The organism is Streptomyces sp. 147326 (assembly GCF_045000215.1).
GTDB lineage: Bacteria > Actinomycetota > Actinomycetes > Streptomycetales > Streptomycetaceae > Streptomyces.
On record NZ_CP134201.1, the window covers coordinates 540235 to 562307 of the forward strand.

Below are 22073 nucleotides of genomic sequence, written 5' to 3' on the forward strand. Positions count from 1 at the left end.
CCCTCACTCATTTCAAGAACCCAGTACGCGTGTCACCAACGTCCCGGGACAACACAACTAGGCCGTCGGGTCGGCCGCTCTTGGAACCGTTGGCGGCGACGATCCTGCGCAGGGATTCGCGGGCGCCGGGGTGGTTGGAGCTGGGCATATTCCACCACGTGTCGATAAGGAAGAGCAGGTGCCCCCGCAGCTCCCGGAGTGCGGTGTCCTTCGCCACGGCCACGCGCTGTCGGCCCTCTTCGTCGTCGGTGGCACCGTCGACGGCGTCGCGGAGGGCTTTCGCCCATCTGCCGACAAACATCGCCTCCCCCATCCAATCGTGGGAGCTTCCGTGCCGGCCCACATTGATCAACTGCGAATCCTGCTGCCCCGTCAGCCCTCCCTCGAGAACCCAGGAAACAGCGACCGCCGCCGCCTCGTGGGCCAGCTCCTCGTCACCAGGGCCAACGCCGATCATCTCGTCCATGGTCATGACCATAATCAGACGAAGACGGCCCAGTGACCTGCGTCAGTAGTCCGTCGGTAGATCTGCCGCGCCTCGGCGACCGGGGTTTCCGGACGTCGATCAGGCGCGTTGGCCGTTCGAGCCTGAGCCGAACTACCTAGGAACTTCCGGCGCAGGACACTAGTACGGGATGTAGTAGCTGAGTACGTCGGCGGTGAGTGGCGGGAAGAGCACCTGGAACAGCTCCTCGTCCGCGGAGTAGACGTCGGGGCGGATCCGGGTCAGCCCCTCGATCCCGTGCGGGCCGAACAGCAGGGCGGCCAGATGGTCGGGCGCCACCCCTGCGCCTTCCACAGATCCCGGCGACTGTATCGGGCCGCCGGTGACGACCTCGCCGAGCCCGTTGGCGAGAACCGGGATCCGGTGGTGGGCGCCGAAGGTGGAGATGATGATGTCTCGGCCGGTGCGGTCGATCCCGGCCGTGGTGAGGCGCTGCCAGAACAGCGGACGCAGCTTGTCGAGCAGCGCTGCGGCATCGGGGATGCGGATGTAGTACTGCTCTGCGTTCCGGTGCGGTTCGTGCTCGACGAACTCCTGCCACGCGTTGCCCGTCACGGTGCCGGCCCGATGGACGATGCGCATCTGGTCGCCGGGTGCCAGGGCGGCGACGCCGCTCAGGAGGTCCCGTGCCGCCGCCTCGTCGCGTGCCGCGGCCTCGGCCAGGAGCATCTCCTCGCCGGGAGGGGTGGTGCGCGCGGTGGCGATGACCGTGTCGGCGTGCTCGAGAACCCAGAGGTTGCTCGCCTCGTGGTCCAGGAGCCATCGCCAGCACGCCTCCGAGTGCGGCATGGTCACATCGAACCCGCTCTGGGCCGAGGCTTGCAGGGCTGCCATGGAGGGGATGTCGGAGGGGCGGGCGGCACGGAGCGTGGCTGTTCCATCGCCGGGCGGCAGGGCGTTCACGTTCAGGGCCTGCGGTATGTCGATGGCGTACTCGTAGCCGAACAGCCGGTAGAAGTAGGGGATTCCGATCATGGCCTGGACGAGGTGGCCACGGGTGGCAGAACGCTCGTGAGCCCAGTGCATGAGCGCCCTTACGAGCCCGCGTCCCTCGTATTCGGTGTCGGTGGCGACCAGTTCTACCTGGCCGGCGGGCAGGCGGACGCCTCCGATGCGCACTTCCTCGTCGAGGAGCGTCGCGGTGGACACGACCCGGTCGCCGTCGACGACCACGGCACATGCGGACAAGCCCGCGTCGGGGTCGCTGACAACCAGCCGGTGGTCGATGGCGTCGTCCGGCTCACCGCGCTCGGACAGGAGCGCGCCGATCTGCTCAAGATCTGCGGGCCTCGCCTGTCGCAGGGCGAGGCCGTCGGGCAGCGAAACAGCTCCGGAATAGCTTTTGATCATGGTCACAGCCAGACAGTGGCATTGCCCGGCCTTCCCGTCCAACGAGTTTTTCGCAGCCCATGGCCAGCGCCGACGGGCACGGGGTGGTCAACCACGCCAGCTCACGTCTGCTCGCGGATCCGGCCGACGCCACCACGCCCACCAGCGCTTTCAGTAGCGCTCTGCACCGGCTGCGGCCGCACGGGACCGGGCACGACCTGGGCCGCGTCGTGGTGGACCTGGCGGTGATGCTCGCCGACGGAGGCTAGGCAATCCGAGACCTGGCCGTACTGCGTGACCAGCGCGACGTGTTCGGCCCCGCTGCCTCCACCCCGACCGCCTGGCGAGTGCCGGCCGGGCATCGTCATCGCCGCCCTCTCCCTCGCGGTCATGCCCTTCCTGTCCGCCGCCCAACGCCGCACGGCCCGCGCACTCGGCTCCGCCGGCGCGGTCGCCGACCCCAAGCAGACCTTGCGGTGCACTTACCTGTCGGCCGTCCTGCTCGTCTGTCTCCTTCTCAACGCCACCCTCGGCTGGACCTGGGCCGACCCGATTGCCGCCCTCGTCATCGCTGCCATCGCCCTCAAGGAAGGCCGCGACGTCTGGCAGGGCAAGGACTGCTGCGCACCGACTGCGCAGGCCGCCGCGCCAGACCCTGTTGAGATTGCGGCGGATGCGGCTGCAAGTCGGGCTGTGACTGCTGCTCCTGAGCCCTTGGAGCCTGTGGCGCATCGGGCCCCGGTCCGGCAGCCCCAGCAGTCTGCCGGCGGCCGGGCTGTACGGACAACGCCCGGCAGCACGAAGGCCCTGACCGCTCGGGGGATCAGGGCCGTCGTATGCCAAGCTGGCGCGGCCTCGATGCCAGAGCGCGGAATCTGGGGCCGCGGACTGCATCGGCCCGACGTGGGGTCCAAGCCGATGCACGCGTCGACCCGACCAACGGGGACGGCGGCGGGAAGGACACGACCCAGTCTCTCCGACCACCACAGCCAGCATGATCAATCTCAGCGCCGACCACGGTTCCAGCGACCCCCGAGGCCGGATGAGGACGGCGCCGCGCTGGGGACGGTTGTCGTCACGGAGCACGCGGCGCTTCTATGCGCTGCGGAACAGCGGTTTACCCTCCCGCAGTCGGCGGCAGACCCGCTGGTAGCTCGGGCGGCGGAGCTTCGGCGGCCGTCCCTGCCTGGCGCGCTTCGCGCCGCCGTCGTACACCTGCGGTACGAAGATGTCGCGGGCGGCCCGGAGTTGCTCCTTGGGCGGGTGGTAGGACTCCACCTCCACCTCCAGCTCACCCGCCTTGTAGGAGGCGGACTTGTCGTACAGCACCAGCGCCCGGGCGTGTACCGCGCCCTCCACCTCGAAGGTGTAGTCGTTGTAGTAGCCGTAGACGATGCCCTCCGCCCGCAGGTCGCCCCCGACGTACACCGAGCCCCGGGAGACCAGGTCGCGCACCACCAGGTCGCCGAGCACCACCAGCATGCCCATGCCGGAGACGTAGTCGTCCAGAAAACCGTGCACGATCAGGTCACCGTCGACGACCAGCGCGACGTCGAGGTCGAGGTCCTCCGGTACCACCAGGTCGCCCTCGTGGTGGTACCACCCGATGCTCGTGTTCCGGAGGTAGTCGGCCATGTTCGCCTGGGAGCCCAGCCGCTCGATCACCGCGGAGGTGTCGGCGAGCCGGTCGAACCGGGCCCGCCAGGAGGACAGGGTCAGCACGGGGTCTCCGTTCCGGCCCGGAGCGCCCGGACCTCCAGCAGCCAGTGGGCCTGCGCGGCGTCCGAGGTGTCCGTGCCCGCCGCGATGGCGGCGAGCACGGGCTCGGGCAGGGCGGGGTTCTTCAGCATGCCGTATTGGCGCACGCCCGCCTGGGCCCAGGCCAGCAGGATCTCGACCGGGGTCGCCGGGTTCTTGGCGATGTCGTTGAGGAGGCCGGTGTCCTCGGCGCGGGCGGGATCGCGGGCGAATTCGGCGAGCACCTCCGAAGGGGTGTGCCGGTTGGCGACGGCGCGGCGCAGGTAGTAGACGGGGCTGCGGACCATGGCGGCGAGCACGTCTTCCGGGGGCTCGGTCTCCCGCGCGTCGTCGATCGCCGCGAAGCTCTCGATTTCCGCCTTGCCCGACACGGTGCCCGCGCAGTACGTCAGCCCGAACTCGACCATCAGGTCCGCCGGCCAGTTCGGCTGGTCCATCGCGTTCCCGGGGTGGAAGTACGGCCACAGCTCCAGTGCGTGCAGTGTGCGCAGTGACTCGGGCGGGGTGGCGGGGTGTCCCAGTGCCGCGTACGCGAGGCGCTGGACGTCCTCCTCCTGCCAGGGGGCGACGTTCTGGCCGTCACCGAACGAGTGCGTGATCGTCTCGACCAGCCGGGCGAGTGTCTCGGGCGGAGCCGTCGTGTTCTGGCTGATCGCGACGAGCACGGCCAGGCTCGGATCGCCGGCCAGTTCGGTGAGCTGCCGAACTGGGGTGAACGCGTTGGCCGCGGCTGCCGCCCGGACGCACGGTTCGGCGTCGGCCGCGAGCCGGGCCAGCACGGCCGGGGTGCAGTTGTGGTACTGCTGGGCGGTCAGCTCCCGGACCCGGATGTCCGGGTCCCGCGCCAAGGCGTCGAGCCACGGCGCGAGTTCCGGAGCCGCGCGCTTGCCGACGGCGGTACGGCGCACCCCCGGGTCCGGATCGGTGAGGTCCGCGTCCCCGGCGTGGCCGAGTACGGCCACCACCCGGCGAACGCGCGCGTCCGGGTCGGTGGCGAGGGCCCGCAGGTGCTCCGGCCAGGCGCCGACCCGCCGGACCAGGGCCAACCGGACCTCGCCGGAAGTGTCGGCGACCAGCGACGCGGCCAGCTTGCGCGGGAGCCTCTCGCGTCCGGCCAGGGCCCGGCGTACCGCCGGCGATCCGTCCCGGGCCAGCGCCTTGAGCGACGACTTGGGGGTGGCACGGTGCACCGCCGCCACTCGGCGCACCGACTCCTCCGGGTGGGCGGCGAACTCGGCCAGCCGCTCGGCCGGGGTGGCCGGGTGGGCGGCGAGCGCGCGCAGCACCCCGAACCAGTCGGGGCCGCCCGCGACGGCCCGAACGGCCACCTCCTCGGCCAGCTCGGCCGGCAGCCCTATCCGGGACGCCACGATCCGGGCCGGCCCCGGAGCCTGCGCGGCCAGCTCCCGAAGCCGTGACAGCGGTGTGACCGGGCGCCACGCCTCCGCGACGTCGTCGTTGTCCATCCGCACCCCTTCTTGACACGCCGCCCCGGGTGGGTGGCCCGGGCCGGGCGCCAGGCTGCCCCGGGTGCGCCCGATGGGTCGCATCCGGGGACGGCATCGACGTCACCGACCTGGGGAGGATCCTGACACGGGGCTCTGACAGCGCCTCACACGGTCCGCCCGGATGGTCAGACCGGGCGTTCACACAGCCGTCGGTGGCCCGTCGGCAGGAGTTGATCGGCTCCGGGGCGCAGGGCGGCAGCGCGGCGTCATGTCGTGGGCCTGCTCGACAAGCGTCTCGTCCCCCTGAAGAGCTACATGCTGATATGGCTCTCCAGCGGGATGCTGACCAAGGGGCTGCCCCGTAGGTTCGTTTACGGACCTCGGAATGGAGGCGTCATGAACGAGTGAAACGATCTGCGCAGCTGCGGCGGGGGTTGCCGGCCGTCTTCGTCACCGCGCCTCCGTACGAGCCCACCGAAGAGCAGCTCCAGGAGGTCGCCGAGGCCTTCGGCCTGCACCCCCTGGCGGTGGAGGACGCCGTGCACGCGCATCAGCGGCCCAAGCTGGAGCGGTACGGCGACATGCTGTTCCTCGTACTGAGATGTCATCTCATTTGGCTAATCTTCGGTAGCAGATGAGGGTGCAGGCGATGCTGGTGAAGGCGAGGAAGTGTTCGGCTTTGCGTTCGTAGCGGCGGTGGAGGCGGCGGCAGCCGGCGAGCCAGGCCATGGTGCGTTCAATGGTCCAGCGGTGGCGGCCCAGCCGCTGCGAGGACTCGATGCCCCTGCGTGCGATGCGGTGCTTGATGCCGCGTCCGCGTAACCATCGTCGCAGGTGGGCGTAGTCGTAGCCCTTGTCCGCGTGAAGCTTGCCGGGTTTGCGTCGTCGGCGGCCGCGACGTGAACGGATGGGGGGTATGCCGCGGACGAGGGGTTCGAGGGCCTGGCTGTCGTGCAGATTCGCCCCCGAGATTCCGACGGACTGGGGCAGACCGGTCCGCTCGGTGATCAAGTGGATCTTCGACCCGAACTTGCCCCGGTCGACAGGATTCGGACCTGTCAGATCCCCCTTTTCAGGGCCCGCATGTTGACGGAGTCGATCGCGCAGCGGGACCAGTCCAGCTCGCCTCGGGCGCCGAGCTCGTCGAGGACCAGGCGGTGGAGCTTGGCCCACACTCGCGCCTTGCTCCACTCGGAGAACCGCCGGTGAGCGGTCGCCGCCCCCGACGGCCCGAACGAGGTCGCGGGCAGTTGCTGCCAAGTACAACCCGAGGTGGCGACGAACACGATCGCCGCCAGCACTTCCCGGTCACCGTGCCGGCGCCGACCACCGCCCTGCGGCCGCGACGGCGCCTCCGGCACCACCCGCTGGAACAGCGCCCACAACTCATCCGGCACAAGCCGCTCAACAATCCCCACCACGACCGACAGCCTACCCAACGACCCAAATGAGATGGCTTCTTAGACCGTGTCCTATGTGGTGAGGCGGACAAGTCGTTTGTAGCAGCAGAGGCTGGCGGCGAGGCCGAGAAATGCCAGGTAGTTGCGGGGGTGGCGCTCGTAGCGGTGGTTGAGCCGGCGGTAGCCGGTCAGCCAGGACATGGTCCGCTCGATCACCCACCTGCGACGCCCGAGCCGTTCGGAAGACTCGATGCCTTTGCGGGCGATACGGACGCCGATCCTCTTGCCACGCAACCATTTCCGCAGTTCAGGTATGTCGTAAGCCTTGTCGGCATGCAGCCGTCGAGGCTTGAAGTAGCGGCCTCGGTGGGGGTCGTGGGGCGGCGGTGTCCACGACGGCGGATAGATCGGCGAGCAGGACTTCGTGGGCCCCCGGCCCGCGCCAGGCCGCCCGTCAGCCCAGTTCGACGGTGAACTTTTGTTGTGGATAGTCCCAGTGCTTTCCTTTGCGCCAGCCGTACCATCGGGCGGACGTTCGCATCCAGGTGTCAACGTGGACCGTGATGTCGTTACTGTCCTCGGGCAAGAGCAAGGTGTGCAGCAGGACGTGGTGTTCGGTGAGCAGGCCACCGTCGCTCTCGTAGAGGTTCCACCGCGCTCCGCCCGAGTCGAGGGGCCCGCTCTGGACACTGGTGACGGTCAGCCGCCAGTCGAGCGCCACCGCGAAACGGACGTCGGCAGTGGCGGATAGTCTCGCGGATTCCACCGTGACACCGGGTAGCTGCGAGAGCAGATTCAGCTGTTCGTCGGGGATGGCCAGCGATCCCGAGGTGCTGAGCCCGACGGCGACGTTCGCCCCGACGGCTAGCCTGTCCCGGGTCCCGTCCTCCGGCAGCAACGAGACCGTCGCGGCCTGGACGTTACTGGAGCGGACCATGTAACCCAGCCCCCACAGCTGGGGAGGACGGGTGCCTGGACGTGCGAACGGGGTGATGTTGTGCACGAGCAATACCGCTCGCTTCGGGCCGAGAGCCGCCTGGATGTTCGCCGGTACCGCCTGGCCGGCATGCTCATAGAGTGTGGAGATGTCCAGGGCGCGCGGAGCGGTGATAGCGAGATCGAACGGGTTGTCGATGTCTCCGTCCCCTCTTCGCTTGTCTTCTGGGCTGGCTGCTTCGAAGGCTTCAGCGAGCCTGAAAAGCACCTGGTCGTCGACGTCTTGCGGCGGGCCCGCTGCCAGTACAAGTCTGTCCGACATGCTCTCCTCCGCATGGTTATGGCGCTCCGTAGCACTGGAACGCATCGGTGTACTCCGGATGGGTGAACGGTGGATCGCCGGTAGGGACTCTCTTTTCCCCGCCCAGGATCTCGATGGCTTCTTCGCGGCTGGTCGTCGCCAGTCGTCGGCGCGCCCTGGCCAGGGCCTTGGCCGGGTGCCAGTCGTCGGCGGAGTAGTCCAAATACGAGTAGAAGTGGTGCATGAGGACCGTGGACGCCGAGTCGCTGACGTGCCAGAGCGTCGCGATCACGGAGCGGGCGCCGCCGATCAGCATGGCGGCGGGCAGTCCCGTCATCTCGCCGGCGCCGTGCAGGCGTGACACGCCAGACTGACATGCGGACAGGACGGCGAGTCGGCAAGCGCGCAGCCGGAGCTCGGCCATGCACTCCGCAACCGTCAGCAGCCGGTAGCCGTCCGGGTCCTTCCGGTCGGAGAAACCGCTGCTGTTGAGGTATCGGCTGATCACGCGGTAGGGCGCCTGATCGGCCGCGCACACCAGCCCGGACCAGTAGGGGTTGGACTCGTCGTGGACACCGTGCGCGGAGACATGGAGGAGCCGGGCTCCTCGCGCCGCCGTGATCAGCTGCTCGAACGTTGCGACAGACCGGGCGGCGCAATCGCCTGGCAGGTCGGCCGCCCAGCGCGAGACGGCCCGGAGCTCTGTGGGGACATGGTCGAGGGTTCCAGTTGCATCCGGGACGGTCACAACGCCGCCCTCGGCCGACCGGTCCCTGCCGAGGCACTGACGCAGCAACGCCATGCTCGGGGCGAGGGTCAGTGCATGGCCGGGGGAGGCGGTGTCCAGCAGCCCCCACAGCGGCGCGAGGGTCAGCTCACCGTGCGGAATGACGATCAGGTCATGGCCGGTGAGAGGGGCGAGTAGATCATGCAGCGGTTTCACCAGGTACCGGTCGAGCCCGCGCACCATCTGTTCAACAGCAGTGGCGGACAGCGCGCGGCCCCGCGCGTCGAGCGGTCCGCCATTCAGCAGCTGTTCGAGATTCCGGGAGCCGTCCGGCAGCTTCTGGTGCCATTCCGAGAACAGCTCGTCACGTTCGGCCCGAGGCCAGGACACGAAATGTCCGCTGATGCGGTCGGGCTCGGCGGTGTCCGCGATGACGGCCACGCAGACCCCTTCGATAGTGGAGTACAGGTAGACGACCGAGGTCGCGGGCTGTGAGGTCCCCACCAGCTCTGCGGCCGATTCGAGAGGTTGAGCACGGTGGCTTCGCGGCAGGAGCACGCTGTCTGCCGTCTCACCGAGAAGCCCGCGGAGTGCGACCAACAGCTCCTGCCGTCTTTCGTCCCGTTCAATGCTTCCTTCCAGTTCGACGGTCCGAGCCATGTGGAGGACTTCCTGCTCTACCTCCAAGGCGCGCAGGTCGTTCAGCAATCGGTCCGCCTTTTCGGGGACGTCCCCACCCGTCAGATCGCTCTGGACGGCCCACAGCAGCAGGTTCTCCGCACGGCTGTGCTCGGTGGCGGCCATGAAGTTCGCTGGCTGTGATTCGGCGGTCAGCCTCGCGTACACCTCGTACAGCGGGACGGCCGCCGCCGCGATCTGCTGACGCTCCTCCGAGGAGGGCGCAGTCGACTGGTGGGTCTGGCTCCACGCGATCCCGGTCTTTGCCACCTCGAAGGCGTCCTCCTCTTTGCCGTTGCGGAGGAACGCTTGAGTCAGTTTGTAGCGGAGCCGGACTCCATGCGCCTGCCAGCCGAAGCGGTCTGCGAGGTAGACAGCACGGTGCAGTAGCCGGATCGCGGTAGCCGGGTCGTCGCGCCACATCGCGTCCCCGGCGAGCACCATACGCATGTTGATCTCCAGCTCGGTATTGTGGTGCTGCTGGGCCCACACCAGCACTCGGCGTGCCACCGGAGCCGCATCCTCCACACGCTTGGCCTCAGCCAGAGCGCTCGCAAGTGCCGACGCCTCGTAGGCCTCCGTCTCGCTGGTCACGGCTGTCTTGATCACAGTGGCGTCGAAGGGGCGGCCCAACGCCACCGCGCTCTGCATCTCCCACTGGCGAGCCCCCCGCGCATAGCCGGCGTCCCGTGCCTGCTCCGCCGCTTGCTCCAAGTACCGGGCTCCACGGACATCCTCACCTGCACGGAGACAGGTGTGTCCCAGCTCGCTGGTGACCCGCGCGCGGATCAGCGGATCCGGATCCAGATCAGCCCACTCCATGAAGGCGTTCATCGCCTCCATGTAGCTCCCTCGCTCACGAGCGAGGCGCCCCAGTGGCTCCAGAAACTCACCCATTCTTCGCGTCAGCCACTCGGGCGGCGGTTCGAGCCCGCGGCGCAGCTCGACGGCCTGGCGCAACGCCGGAAGCGGGTCACTCATTCCGAGACGGGCGATCAGCCGCCCGCGCTGGCGCAGTGCGGCAGCTTCGTAGACGGGATACCCGAGAGCACGGGAGCGGTCAGAGAACGCTTCCGTCTGTGCCCACGCCTCCTCCGTCCTGCCGATATGCATGAGCGCGTCGATGAGCGCGTCACGAGCGGCGAGTTCCATGTCGGCCTCGCCGACCAGCTCCGAGAGCCCGGCGACTGCGTCCTCCAGCGCTGGTACGGCGGCAGCCGGGCGGTTCGCCATCAGAAGATGGCGGCCGAGCCAGAGCGACCACCCTGCGATCGCCGGAACCCCCAGGGCCCTGCCGACTGCGCACACACCGGTGTATGCGCGCAGCGACTCCTCAAGGTCCGCATCCCGGGCTTTCTCCAGCCATGACTGGAGGCCGCTGACGAAGCGCCGGCGACGCAGTTCCCACTCCGCGTACGCGTCGAGGTCACTTGTGTCCAGTACGAACCGCGGTGCCGCCCGCTCGGCCCAGCCTCGCAGTTCCTTCTCCGTCAGCTCTCCACGCATCCACAGACCCAGCAGGTCATTGACGTCGTTCATCACTGCCGACGCCTCTCCGTTGCCGCAGGTAGCACCGGGAACACAGCAGGACTTCCCCCTGATCGATCCAGATGTCGAAGAAGAGGTGCTCCTGCAACGAGTCGAGGGCGTAACCCTGCCCGCGGGCCAACCCATCGCCGCAACCGTCGCAGAGCGCCACCGTGCCGTCCGGTTGCTCAGCCCACCAGGCCGCCGCGGCCTGTCGGGGCGAGGAGTCCCGTTGGAGCCCCGCCTCCTGCTCCATGTCGCGAAGAACTTCCTCGGCACCGAGGGAAGCCGCCCTGCCCTCCACCTGGCGCAGCGGCTCCTGGTCATCCAGCTCGACAGCACAGGCACCGGCCAGTAGCGCCGCCAACTTCAGGAGGTTAGGACTGCCCGCGGCAGCGGCACAGTAGAGTTCGATCACGCGGCGTGCTGCGTCGCCGTCGTTCCGAACCAAAGACGCGATCGCTCTGAGATCCACCCGGGTTCGGCCATCGGGCTGGTAGACGACATATTGGTCGAGTTCCTCGTGGAACCGGAGCATCTGCTCATTGCTCACCCGAACCATCTGCTCCCCCTTTGCAGGAGTACCTTCAGCGTTGCGCAGCTCGTGGGGTTCGTCCGAATCGAGGAGGAAACTCTGCCCCGGACACATCCGCCGCTGGGGAACAGCTGCCAGTGAGGCCTCCGTTACCGGCCGGGACCGCAGTCTCGCGCCATCGCCGACTCGGGTCGTGCTGTCCGGCTCAGATTCGGCCACGGCGGCCGGAGGAGGACACTGGTCCGCCCGCACGAGACTCCCGGAGGTCTCGGCGACGGTTGAACTCGATCCACTTCACGGAATCCGCGTCTGAACCCGATTCAACCGATGCCGACAGGAGAAAGCGGTTCTCCGGTCTCGTCGAACGCCGACCGATGCGCCGTAGCCGACCTTGCGTATGCGGGCTGACGTCACGGTGCGGTCCTCTTCTTCCAGTCTAGGCACCGGGGCTCCGGGCGCGCTCGTCCTGAACCCCTCGGTGACTGGACTGCAGCTACGGGCTTGGGCCCCGTAACCGGTTCAGGCCGGCGCATCAAATCGGGCAGGAACTCGGCATGGGCCAGCAGACTCTGACGGTCTTCGTCGTCTGACCGTGGCCTCGACATACTCCCCATAGGCGGCCATGCACGGCCCCACTGATGGCCATGGGTTTCCCCGCGGATGGCCAGATATCTCCCCGCTCGGCCCAGACGTACCCGGTCGGCGAAGCTCGAGCGGGTGAAGAACAGCAGGGAGATCATGGAAATCCTTGAGGCATACGACCTCACGGGCAGTTACCGTTCGGCGGCCGAGCTCGCCGGGTGCGACCACCACACGGTGGCCCGATATGTGAAGATGCGGGCCGCTGGACAGCATCCCGACGCCCCCCGGCTCCGCGACCGGGCCATCGACGTCTTCCTGCCGAAAATCGAGGAGCTGGTGGTCCGCTCGAACGGGCGGATCCGCGCGAACGTGGTCCACAAAAGGATCACGGCGATGGGCTTCACGGGTGGGGAACGCACCACCCGCCGCACGGCCGCAGAGGCAAAAGCCCAGTTCAGGGCCGGTCAGCGCCGCGTTTACCGGCCGTGGATCACCGAGCCGGGGCTATGGCTGCAGTGGAACTGGGGCGAGGGCCCGCAGATCGGCGGACGACGGACGTCGCTGTGGTGCGCGTGGGTGGCCTGGTCGCGTTTCCGCGTCGTGATCCCGGTCAGGAGGGGCGGGACCTCGGGCCCAGGCGACGGGCCGGTTTCGTCGCCACGACGCGCATCAATCGACTTGACTTCGGGGTGAGTTGGAACGATGTGGTCGACCGCGGCGGAGTGGTCGTCAGCGCTACGGTCGATGTCATGGTCGACGTCGAGGCCGTCCTCGAGCCCAGCGAAACGGCCACCTGAGCACGACCAGCTCGGGCTGCGACCGGCGGGTCGCAGCATGGCTGACCCAACGGCTGCCACGATCCACCGGACAGGCCCTGGCCGGGTACTCATCAGGCTTCAGTCCCGGCCGAACCGGCCCGCCGGCCCGCCGGCCCGAGGCAGACGCCGCTTCGGAGTTCACGGCATGTAGTAGTACGACGGATAGCAGTCGTTGTCCCATGCCTGGCCGGAGCAGATGCCGTCGTTGGCAGGGTCCACCGGACGGAAGCGGGCCGTGACCCAGTACTTGTACTCTTCTTCCCACGGTGCCACGCAATAGCAGCCGTGTTCCACCACTTGTTCGGTTCCGCCGATGAAGGACCACAGGCCGAGAATCGCTGCCATGGCTTCGAGGAATTTCACGAACTGGCTCACAGCGGGAACTCCCCCACTCCGACGATGAAGGCTCCACAGCCTTCCGTGGTTCCAGTGTGCGGACCCGGCCGGGCAGCCTGCATCGGGCATAGCCCGACGATCGGAACAGGGATAACCCTGGAGCCCGCCGCGGGGGTATCCCTTGAACCGCCGCCAGTTGCTCTGATGTCATGGTCAACAGTGGTGCGAGGCGGCACAGTTGACATATGGATCTCGACGATCGCGGCGACCTGCACGCAGCGGGCGGTGCCCAGACCTCCAGACGATGGCACAACGCGGCCACCGGCGCGGACTTCACGGAACCGGTCCTTGCCGGAGCGCTCGGCTCCGCGTTCAGCGTCGCGGCGATCCTGATCTCCTGGCAGAAGACCCCCTATCCGTGGTGGGTCGCCGTCCCCGCGCAAGTCGCCGGAGTGCTCTTCCTTGCCGCCGGCCTGTTCGTATGGACCCGCCAGCCCGGAGGGTCGCGCATGGCGAAGCTCTTGGTGGCCATGGGATTCACCTGGTACCTGGGCGACCTGCAGTTCAGCGGGTACCCCCTACTGAACGGAATCGGGTTCTGGCTGTTCTACCTGAACGCGGTCGTGCTCGCTCATCTCCTGCTCGCCTACCCCGACGGCCGGCTGCGACGCCGTCCCGAACGGTGTACGGTCGTCGCTCTGTACGCGGTCGTCCTCGTCACCCAGGGCCTGCGCGCCCTCACCGAAGACCCCTTGCAACCGCAGATGGCCGGCGACCCCGACGCCGAGTACTCGGTGTGGGCGCCTGTGGGCAGCGTACTGGCGATCGTTCTCGCCGGTGTCGTCGTGGTACTGGTCATCCGGAGATGGCGGTGCGAGCCTCCGCCCGCACGGCGGGAACGCGGACTGTTCTGGGCAGCCGTCGCCTTCATCGGCGCGGTGTTCGCTGCAGGCTGCCTGGCAGCCGTGGCCGGAGCACCGGCCGCCTTCCACAGCGCGATGCTGCTGGCCTACACCTGCTCCCTGTTCGTTCTGGGAGGCGCGGTACTCCTCGGATCCCTCCGCGTGCAGATCGCGCACCGGAGCGTGAGCCGGATGCTCACCCAGCTGTCCTCGGACAGGGAAAGGCCGCTGCGGGACGTGCTGGCCGAGGCGTTGGAGGATCCGACGCTCACTCTCCACTACCGGCGCGCGAACTCCAACGAGTACGTGAACGAAAGCGGCCTCCCCTCTCCGCCGCCGCTGTGGTCGGAAGGGCGCGCGAGAACTCCCGTAGGGCCGCCGGGTGAGCCCCTCGCCTATCTCGTCCACGACGCCTTCCTCGTGGAGCGACCGATCCGTCGCGAGCTTCTCAACGCCGTCGTGGCCGCCGCGGTACTCCACCTCGACAACGCCCGTCTGCAGGCCGACAATCGGGCGAGACTGCACGGCATCATGCAAGCCGAAGCGGCCGCGCGCAGCGCCCTCAGTCTCGCGCTGCACGACGGATCACAACACCGGCTCAGCACACTTCAGCACCTGGTCGGCCGGGCCCTCAAACACCACGACCACGCCTCGGTGGTCCAGGAACTGCAGGCCATCGCAAAGTCGTTGCACATGGCCGTCAACGAGCTGCGGGAAGTGACCGAAGGCATCTACCCCTCCGCACTGGACCGTGGCCTGCGCGACGCACTCGACCCGCTGGTTCAGCACTCCCCGATCCCGCTGACCCTCAAAGTGGCTCCCACTCGCTGGCCGGCCGAGGTGGAGTTGACGGCCTACTTCATCATCAGCGAAGCCGTGGGCAACGTCCACAAGCACGCTGCGGCCAGTCAGATCATCGCGGTCATCGCGGACTCGGAGGGTCGGCTCGCTCTGGAGGTCCGCGATGACGGACGGGGCGGGGCCGGCCACCGTCCCGCTGGCAGAGGGCTGCGCGGCATGCAGGAACGCGCCACGGTCCACGGCGGCACCTTCGCCATTCACAGCCCCCCTCAGGGTGGCACGACACTCAAGGTGGTACTGCCATGCGTATAGCCGTCGCAGAAGACAGCGGCCTCTATCGCGATCTGCTGGTCCGCGCCCTCCTCGACTACGGCGACGTCGAGGTGACAGGACAGGCCGCGACGACCTCAGAGCTTCTGGAACTCGTCGAGCAGTGCACTCCCGACATCGTGATCATAGACATCGCCATGCCTCCCACCGCTTCCCAGCCTCCTGAGGGCGACGCGGGGCTGACGGCTGCGCGTGAACTGCGGCGCCGTCATCCCGACCTGCCGATTCTCGCGCTCTCGCAGTACCAGGAGGTGTCATGGGCCCAGGAGATTGCCGCCCTCGACGGACCGGTGGGGTACCAGCTCAAGGGACGGGTCGAAGACATGGACAGCCTGGTGCAGGCGATCCGGGACGTGGCCCGCGGCGGCACCAGGATCGACCAGACACTGGTCAAGGCTCTCCTGGCGCGCAAACGCCACAATGACCCCATCGACCGGCTGAGCCCCACCGAGCGGCGGGTTCTCGAACTCATGGCAGGGGGACTCAGCAACACCGCCATCGCCTCGACGCTCTCCTACGTTCCCAGAACCGTCGAGGGGATCATCACCTCCCTCTACCGCAAACTGGAGCTCGCCGAACTCCCCAAGGACGAGCAGGGAAAGCCTGTGGTCAACGCTCGCGTCATGGCCATTCTGGCCTTTCTGCGATGGGGCCGTCCCCTGCCTTGATCCGCCGAACACCCCCTCGAGCGTGGACGCCTCTTCAGCCCTCACGACGACGCTCCAGAGCCGTCAGGGGGTGGGAGATCTCATCGGACGACGCTGCCGACCAGCTGCTCTCGTGGAATCGGGGAGACGTGGCGTGGCGCTCTTCGCGAGAGTGGCGCCCACGCAGGTGTCGCCGTCCTGGCGGGGAGGTCTCAGCAGTGGCTGGGAGGGTGGTGACGCCAAGGGTGGCGGCGGCCGCGAGGGTCATCATGAGTGCTCTCTGATCATGACCGGCCTAACGGCCCAGCCGGGTGCCCCACGGCCGTGACCGGTTCAGCCCCCTTGCCGGCCGCCAGGGTCAGCGACGTTCGGGGCCAGCGGCCCGACGGGCGTGAATGCCGCTCCGACAGGCGTCCTGGCCTGCCTGGCCGCTGCGATGGCACAGGTGACCGGAGTGGCGTAGTCCGTGACCGAGGTCCGGATCATGATGACTGTGTGTAACCTGGCTGCTCTGGGCCAGACGCACGAACCGCCAAGACGGCGAGCCCATGCAGCAGACTCCGCTCTTCGCCGCACACAAGGGAGCCTGCGACCGGGCCCTCGACGCCTGGCTCAAACGTCAGTACCCCGAGGGTGAATGGCTTCTCCTGTGGGAAGAACTCGCCGGCTTCCTGCAGCAGCTCAGCCACAACGCGGAGCATGCCTTCGTCGACGACCGGCGCGGCGAATACCACAAGACGATCCTCAAAATGCCCGGCGCTGACCTTCACAACGAGACGCCGACCTACGACCCAAGGTCCTGACCAGCAAGGAAGCCCACGAGCCGCGCCGCATGATCTGCCGGTAGATCGCGTCCCGGGACTCCCGCCAGCGGGGGCAGGTCGGCTGGCAGGTCGCGGCGGTTCGCCATCCGCATCGCCCGCTCCAGTGCCACCCAGCACATCAGCCGCGAGTACACGAAGTTCCGCCGGCCTGCGCGGCTCTCCCAGATGCCACGACCCGGGAGGAGACCCCCCGAGTCGCCCGCGGACGCCGAGTGCGGCAGAACCGCGACCCTTAGAGCGTGTCCTATGTGGTGAGGCGGACGAGTCGCTTGTAGCAGCACAGGGCGGCGGCGAGGCCGAGAAAGGCCAGGTAGTTGCGGGGATGGCGCTCGTAGCGGTGGTTGAGACGGCGATACCCGGTCAGCCAGGACATCGTCCGCTCGATCACCCACCTTCGCCGGCCGAGACGTTCGGAGGACTCGACGCCTTTGCGTGCGATGCGGACGCCGATGCGTTTGCCGCGTAACCATTTCCGCAGGTGGGGGACGTCGTAGGCCTTGTCGGCGTGCAGGCGGGCGGGTTTGAAGTGGCGTCCGCGGTGGGGGTCGTGTCTCGTTTGGTGACCGAGCACCATGGGCTTCAGCGCTTGGCTGTCGTGGGTGTTGGCCGCAGAAAGCCCGACGAGGAGGGGCAGTCCGGCCGCGTCCGACAGGACGTGCATTTTGGAGCCCGGCTTGCCTCGGTCCACGGGGCTCGGACCTGTGAGTTCGCCCCCTTTTTGGCCCTGACGTGGGCGGAGTCGAGGACCGCGCGGGAGAGGTCGAGCAAGCCGGCGTCGTCGAGCCGGTGCAGGATCTCCTCGTGCAGCCGGCCCCAGACTCCGGCCCTCGACCAGATCAGGAACCGGCGGTGGGCCGTCGACTTCGATATCCCCAAGCAGGGCGGCAAGGCCCGCCAGGAACACCCGCTGACCAGGACATAGATGATCGCCGCGAACAGCGTCTCATCAGGCGTATCCGCTGTGCCGCCGCCCTGCGGCCGCACCCTCGACGGCGGGATCAGCGGCTCCGCGATCTCCCACAGCCCGTCCAGAACAATCCAACTCCAAGTATCCCGCCCCATACCGACGTCAACGACGCCTCACCACATAGGACACGCTCTTAGTACTCCAGTTGTAGATCGCGATCTTCATGCCTGAGCGGCTTGTCGCTGATAATGGCTGGCCTGGGATCGGGCCTGGTGGCGACGTCGCCACTGGGACCAGTCAAGCCGGTGGCCTACGTCGTGGACGAGCCGGACGACGAGCGTGATGAACAGGCGCTGGATCTCGTTGCAGGTAAGCGGTATCAGGTCGTCCGGCCCGGGGTGGCGGGAATGTTCGTCGGCACGGACGACGGCGAGGAAGGCGTGGGCGAGCATCGCGAGGGTGACCCAGCGGTGCCAGGACGTCCAGCGTCTGACCTGGTGTTCGTCCAGTCCGGCCAGCCCCTTGCCGCACTGGAAGGTCTCCTCGACAGTCCATCTGCGTCCGGCGACGTGCACCAGGGCGGACAACGGAACCTGGGTGGCTGAGTAGCAGCGATAGAAGGCGAGTTCGCCGGTTCGCCGGTTGCGGCGGACGAGCAGTTAGTGGTGGCCGGGCCGGTCGTCGGTGATGTCGGCCAGGGCCCAGTCGTAGAAGCGGTGGCCCTTGGCTCCGGCCCCGGCGGAGAGTTTCTGCCAGGCCCGCCTCGGCAGCTTCTTGACCAGGGCGTCGGCGCGAAACTTGCCCGCGTTGGTGGTGATCTGGTGGTCACGGGCGACGGCGAGTACGTAGCCGATCTCGCGTCTCTCGAGCTCGTTCCGCAGGTGCGGGTTGCCTCCATAGACCTCGTCCCCGGCCACCCAGGAGGCGGGAACGCCGGCGTCGAGTGCTCGGCCGATCATGCGGGAGGCGAGTGCGGGTTTCGTGGTGAAGCGGACGGTGTCGGGTATCCCGGCGGCCTGACAGCGGGCCGTGTCCTCGGTCCAGGAGCGCGGAACGTACAGTTCCCGATCGATCGCCGCGTGGCCCCGCAGGGTGGAGTAGGCGAGGTAGACGGCGACCTGGCTGTTCTCGATACGTCCGGCGGTGCCGGTGTATTGGCGCTGCACGCCCACCGTGGCGGCGCCCTTCTTGAGGTCGCCGGTCTCGTCAACGACCAGCACCGCCGTGTCATCGTGCAGTTTCCTGACGACGAAGTCGCGGATGTCGTCGCGTACCGCGTCGGCGTCCCACTTGGCCCTCGACAGCACGTGCTGCAGGCCGTATGGGGTCGCATCACCTGTGTGCTCGGCGAGCGTCCAGCAGTTCTTGCGCGGCAGGTCCGATAGCAACCCGAGCACGAACTCCCGTGCCCGACGCCGTGGTTCCACCCGGACGAACCGCCCCGCGATGCGGCTCATCAGGACCTCGAACGTCTCCTGCCACTGGGCAGGATCTATGCTGTGACCTGCGGCCACCGACTGATCTTCTGTCTTCACACACCGATGATCACCGGTGGCCGCACCCGTTCCCGGACAGGCCCGACCAGCAAGGAGGGCGGCCGGAATACGCCGGAAACGTGCCGTAGATCTGCGGTGGTGATCTGAGGCTCGCGGGCCTGCTGCCGGGTCACCCGTTCGTGGGTTCTTCTGATGGTTCGCGGCGGGGTTGCTCAACCCACCCACACCAGGACCGACTCCCCAGCCGGTCCCCCGCAACCAACCGCAGAGAGGAAGTCGACCCGGGCGATATTGAAGAGGGGGACCCCTGTGGCCGAGTACCGCACGGACGTCAGGCCCTGGGCACACGCGATCCGCCGAAATCCAGTCGAGCGCCGCGCGGGTGTAGCGGGCGGCGGGCCGCCCCAGCCCCAGCTCCGGCCGCTGCTCGCTGACCTGCTCGTTCGCCTGGACTATCGTCCGCGATCGTCCAGGACGATCCTCGTGCGTTCGCCTCGTGTGGCCCCCGTTTGGCCCCGCTCGACGGACGACCGCCGCCCCTGTCATCGTCTGTCACCCATGGTCACCTTCGTTGGTTCACCCACATGGCCGTGCCGTCAGGAACATCTGACGAGACTGAGGCACGCTGGTATGAGCCTAGGATTCTCATGGAAGCTAGGAGCGGCCATGCCTCCCCTCGAAGAATGGGTTATTGAACGCGCCGGTAGAAACGTGTTGTTCACCGGGACGATATACGCTTATCTAAAAAATACCCATATCAATCGCTACCTCATCTACGCTGAACGCCGGAGCGCAATCGACCTGGCGTGGACCGACAATGGTGGTAGAGCGACTATATCTTTCGGGGATCCTTTCAGTCCAAGAGTAGAAGTCAAATTTGGACAGGCGATCCCGATTGCGATTAACGGCGGCGGGTACCTGCGATATCGTAGGCGCTCGTTCCTTGGAGGAATAAGCCTCGGGTGGTCAAATTCCCCGATTGCCGAATGGATCCTGACCGGAGGCCCGGCAGGTACGAATGTCCCCGTAAACAGCCCGTTCGGTCTGTTCAACACGGCCACATCCTCGCATCTTGTGCATTGCTGGCAGTTTTTCAGTATTGCTTTGAAATGGTCCAAGAACTGCAATCGACTCGGGGCGCCGACGCCAACGGCCCCGGCCTATGTGTCGATAAACTATAGGACCCCATTGGGTGGTGGCGGCACGCAGCCTTCCACCGGCTCTGTCACCTTCAGTGGGCAGCTAACTTCACCAGCAGGCACGTCCGATATGGGAGAGACCTCCTTCCAGCAAACCGACCGGTGGGAAGCTCAACCCGGGGCAACATCCGGCAACGCGCAAGTTAACCTGTCGAACCTGAAAGCGGGCACGTGGCGGGTTGAGGCGCGTTCTCCGCTCTGGTATGCGGTCTGCGACGTGGTGCTTGCGGCGGGCCGCAACGAGTTCATCAATTTTCAACAGAACCGAAACGGTTGCACGAGAGGCATCGAGTTTCCATAAGTACGATTGTGGCGGCTGGGCCAGGCGGCGTAGCGGCTTGGGGATGGAGCTGCCATGGAGGGAGAAATCGGGGCCCTAAGCTTACTGGCGACTCGGCCCTGTTCTCGCATAGCTACGGCCAGGTGGCGTGTAGCGCTGCGTAACGCTCAGGTCTGCGGTCGGCACGAGGGCCGGCGGTGCAGCGGATAGCGGTAGCAGTCGTTCCGATTCGAGGTCGACTTATCGGATTTGTACTCGTCGGCGGCCCAGAAGGATGATGCCGCAGTAAGACCGTGTCCTATGTGGTGAGGCGGTCGTTGAGTCCGTCATGGGGCGGGGTACGTGGAGTTGGATTGTTCCGGACGGGTTGTGGGAGATCGCGGAGCCGTTGATCCCACCGTCGAAGGTGCGGCCGCAGGGTGGCGGCACGCAGGACACGCCTGATGAAACGCTGTTCGCCGCGATCATCTACGTGCTGGTCAGCGGGTGCGCCTGGCGGTCACTGCCACCGTGCTTCGGGATATCGAAGTCGACGGCTCACCGCCAGTTCCTGATCTGGTCGAGGGCCGGAGTGTGGGGCCGGCTGCACGAGGAGATCCTGCACCGGCTCGACGACGCCGGCCTGCTCGACCTCTCCCGGGCCGTCCTGGACTCCGCCCACGTGAGGGCCAAAAAGGGGGCGAACTCACCGGTCCGAGTCCCGTGGACCGGGGCAAGCCGGGCTCCAAGATGCACGTCCTGTCGGATGCGAACGGACTGCCCCTCCTTGTTAGCGTCACCGCCGCCAACACCCACGGCCTCGCACTGAAGCCCATGATCATGGGTCACCAAACGAGACACGACCCCCACCGCGGCCGCCACTTCAAACCCCAACGCCTCCACGCCGACAAGGCCTACGACGTTCCCCACCTGCGGAAATGGGTACGCGGCAAACGGATCGGGGTCCGTATCGCACGCAAGGGCGTCGAGTCATCGGAACGACTCGGTCGGCGCAGGTGGGTGATCGAGCGGACCATGTCCTGGCTGACCGGCTACCGTCGGCTCAACCACCGCTACGAGCGCCACTCCCGCAACTACCTGGCATTTCTCGGCCTCGCCGCCGCCATCTGCTGCTACAAGCGACTCGTCCGCCTCACCACATAGGACACGGTCTTAGCGAGCAGCTTCATGGTCCCCCTGATCGTTACGGCGTCCTCCGCTGCCGCGCGATGCCGGGCGCGGTACGCCTCCGCTGCCGGCCCCCGCCACCGCGCCTCGATGGCGTCCACGATCTCGTCCATGCGCAGCAGTTGTTTCGTCAGAACTTCCTGCATCGCGTCGAGGTCGCGGGCGAGGCTCTTGAGCCGCTCGGCCTCCACCGAGAGATCTGCGTATCCCACGGTGCCTCCCTCCCCTGAGCTCCGGGTCGACAGATGATCAACATGTTTGACCTCCACAAAAGCGTTCGATCGGATTTGATTCGAATAGGGGGCACCGATCGGCAACCCGTGATCGCGGTAAGGACGACGGGAGCGTGTCAGCGGGCTGTCGGTGAGCTGTTCGGTCCGGTCAGCCCGGCGCGTCATCGTGACGTCGTCGCCAGGCAGGAACACCGAAACGAGGACCCCCGATGAACACCACGATCGCCGCTCTCCAGATCCTGATCGCGCTCGCCTTCCTCAGCATCCCGCTCGTCCGCCACCGTTACCCAGGCCGCCGTCGAGGCGGAGTTGAGCCGCCAGGGCGTACGGACCACGGTCATTGCGGAGAACGGGATGCGCGTCGACGTCGGCGGGCAGGAGACCTGGGCGCCGGTCGGGATCGCCCT

At 67.5% G+C, this 22073-nt stretch carries 17 protein-coding genes and 7 pseudogenes; 10 read left to right on the forward strand and 14 right to left on the reverse strand.

The window, feature by feature from the left end; translation table 11 throughout:
- Positions 1–7: 7 nt before the first annotated feature.
- The gene (locus RIU97_RS02705) at positions 8–466 is read right to left on the reverse strand and encodes a hypothetical protein (RefSeq protein WP_404953118.1); all 459 of its coding nucleotides are present in this window, start codon (positions 464–466) and stop codon (positions 8–10) included.
- Positions 467–625: 159 nt separating this feature from the next.
- A complete protein-coding gene (locus RIU97_RS02710; protein ID WP_404962736.1) occupies positions 626–1855 on the reverse strand; it encodes a GNAT family N-acetyltransferase in 1230 nt (409 codons plus the stop codon).
- A 74-nt stretch (positions 1856–1929) separates the two neighbouring features.
- On the opposite strand from RIU97_RS02710, the pseudogene RIU97_RS02715 reads away from it, so the two are divergent.
- Positions 1930–2184 (forward strand): annotated as a pseudogene (locus tag RIU97_RS02715) (IS1380 family transposase); the annotation flags it as partial.
- Between the two features lie 4 nt (positions 2185–2188).
- Positions 2189–2544, forward strand: a pseudogene (locus tag RIU97_RS02720) (cation transporter); the annotation flags it as partial.
- Positions 2545–2929: 385 nt separating this feature from the next.
- Here RIU97_RS02720 and RIU97_RS02725 read toward each other — a convergent pair.
- Positions 2930–3556, reverse strand: a complete 627-nt coding sequence (locus RIU97_RS02725) for a hypothetical protein (RefSeq protein WP_404953119.1) — start codon at positions 3554–3556, stop codon at positions 2930–2932.
- Positions 3550–5058: a hypothetical protein gene (locus RIU97_RS02730; RefSeq protein WP_404953120.1), complete on the reverse strand. Its 1509-nt coding sequence runs from the start codon at positions 5056–5058 to the stop codon at positions 3550–3552. Before RIU97_RS02730 ends, RIU97_RS02725 begins: the two co-directional genes overlap by 7 nt.
- Before the next feature lie 446 nt (positions 5059–5504).
- Here RIU97_RS02730 and RIU97_RS02735 point away from each other — a divergent pair.
- A pseudogene (locus RIU97_RS02735) lies at positions 5505–5642 on the forward strand (CorA family divalent cation transporter); the annotation flags it as partial.
- A gap of 7 nt (positions 5643–5649) precedes the next feature.
- On the opposite strand, the gene RIU97_RS02740 reads toward RIU97_RS02735, so the two are convergent.
- The 5 genes and pseudogenes from RIU97_RS02740 to RIU97_RS02760 all read right to left on the reverse strand — a co-directional run bounded on the left by RIU97_RS02740 (position 5650) and on the right by RIU97_RS02760 (position 11162).
- A protein-coding gene (locus RIU97_RS02740; RefSeq protein ID WP_404962737.1) for an IS5 family transposase occupies positions 5650–6452 on the reverse strand; the annotation gives its coding sequence in 2 pieces (ribosomal slippage) (positions 5650–6111 and positions 6114–6452; 801 coding nt in all).
- Positions 6453–6512: 60 nt separating this feature from the next.
- Positions 6513–6818 (reverse strand): annotated as a pseudogene (locus RIU97_RS02745) (transposase); the annotation flags it as partial.
- Positions 6819–6894: 76 nt separating this feature from the next.
- Positions 6895–7698: a hypothetical protein gene (locus RIU97_RS02750; protein ID WP_404953121.1), complete on the reverse strand. Its 804-nt coding sequence runs from the start codon at positions 7696–7698 to the stop codon at positions 6895–6897.
- A gap of 16 nt (positions 7699–7714) precedes the next feature.
- On the reverse strand, positions 7715–10621 hold the full coding sequence (locus RIU97_RS02755) for a CHAT domain-containing protein (protein WP_404953122.1): 2907 nt from the start codon (positions 10619–10621) through the stop codon (positions 7715–7717).
- Positions 10605–11162 (reverse strand): hypothetical protein, encoded by a 558-nt coding sequence (locus RIU97_RS02760; protein ID WP_404953123.1) that lies wholly within the window; start codon positions 11160–11162, stop codon positions 10605–10607. The genes RIU97_RS02755 and RIU97_RS02760 overlap by 17 nt, the downstream gene beginning before the upstream one ends.
- 699 nt (positions 11163–11861) lie before the next feature.
- Between RIU97_RS02760 and RIU97_RS02765 the strand changes: the two are divergent.
- Both RIU97_RS02765 and RIU97_RS02770 read left to right on the forward strand, forming a co-directional pair.
- Positions 11862–12338 (forward strand): annotated as a pseudogene (locus RIU97_RS02765) (IS21 family transposase); the annotation flags it as partial.
- Positions 12233–12523 carry a YceI family protein gene (locus RIU97_RS02770; RefSeq protein WP_404953124.1) on the forward strand — a complete coding sequence of 97 codons (291 nt, stop codon included), beginning with the start codon at positions 12233–12235 and terminating at the stop codon, positions 12521–12523. The pseudogene RIU97_RS02765 and the gene RIU97_RS02770, both read left to right, overlap by 106 nt.
- A gap of 159 nt (positions 12524–12682) precedes the next feature.
- Here RIU97_RS02770 and RIU97_RS02775 read toward each other — a convergent pair whose 3' ends face one another.
- Positions 12683–12919, reverse strand: a complete 237-nt coding sequence (locus RIU97_RS02775; RefSeq protein ID WP_404953125.1) for a hypothetical protein — start codon at positions 12917–12919, stop codon at positions 12683–12685.
- A 206-nt stretch (positions 12920–13125) separates the two neighbouring features.
- Here RIU97_RS02775 and RIU97_RS02780 point away from each other — a divergent pair, with 206 nt between their 5' ends.
- From RIU97_RS02780 to RIU97_RS02790, 3 genes are all read left to right on the forward strand, one after another.
- Positions 13126–14895 carry a sensor histidine kinase gene (locus RIU97_RS02780; protein WP_404953126.1) on the forward strand — a complete coding sequence of 590 codons (1770 nt, stop codon included), beginning with the start codon at positions 13126–13128 and terminating at the stop codon, positions 14893–14895.
- A complete protein-coding gene (locus RIU97_RS02785) occupies positions 14886–15581 on the forward strand; it encodes a response regulator (protein ID WP_404953127.1) in 696 nt (231 codons plus the stop codon). Before RIU97_RS02780 ends, RIU97_RS02785 begins: the two co-directional genes overlap by 10 nt.
- 527 nt (positions 15582–16108) lie before the next feature.
- Complete coding sequence (locus tag RIU97_RS02790) at positions 16109–16363, forward strand: hypothetical protein (RefSeq protein WP_404953128.1); 255 nt, start codon at positions 16109–16111, stop codon at positions 16361–16363.
- A 19-nt stretch (positions 16364–16382) separates the two neighbouring features.
- Here RIU97_RS02790 and RIU97_RS02795 read toward each other — a convergent pair.
- The 3 genes and pseudogenes from RIU97_RS02795 to RIU97_RS02805 all read right to left on the reverse strand — a co-directional run.
- Positions 16383–16563, reverse strand: a pseudogene (locus RIU97_RS02795) (glycoside hydrolase family 15 protein); the annotation flags it as partial.
- Between the two features lie 65 nt (positions 16564–16628).
- Positions 16629–17446 (reverse strand): IS5 family transposase gene (locus RIU97_RS02800; protein WP_404953129.1). Its coding sequence is split into 2 segments (ribosomal slippage): positions 16629–17104 and positions 17104–17446, totalling 819 coding nucleotides; the frame shifts between segments, so codons are not numbered across the junction.
- Positions 17447–17512: 66 nt separating this feature from the next.
- Positions 17513–18748, reverse strand: a pseudogene (locus tag RIU97_RS02805) (IS701 family transposase).
- A gap of 705 nt (positions 18749–19453) precedes the next feature.
- On the opposite strand from RIU97_RS02805, the gene RIU97_RS02810 reads away from it, so the two are divergent.
- On the forward strand, positions 19454–20287 hold the full coding sequence (locus tag RIU97_RS02810; protein ID WP_404953130.1) for a hypothetical protein: 834 nt from the start codon (positions 19454–19456) through the stop codon (positions 20285–20287).
- A 307-nt stretch (positions 20288–20594) separates the two neighbouring features.
- Positions 20595–21409, forward strand: a protein-coding gene (locus tag RIU97_RS02815; protein WP_404953131.1) for an IS5 family transposase whose coding sequence is annotated in 2 segments (ribosomal slippage) — positions 20595–20937 and positions 20937–21409 — 816 coding nt in all. Because the reading frame shifts where the segments join, the coding sequence is not laid out codon by codon here.
- Here RIU97_RS02815 and RIU97_RS02820 read toward each other — a convergent pair.
- Complete coding sequence (locus RIU97_RS02820; protein ID WP_404953132.1) at positions 21379–21858, reverse strand: WXG100 family type VII secretion target; 480 nt, start codon at positions 21856–21858, stop codon at positions 21379–21381. The two genes, RIU97_RS02815 and RIU97_RS02820, sit on opposite strands and share 31 nt — an antisense overlap.
- Between the last annotated feature and the right edge of the window lie 215 nt (positions 21859–22073).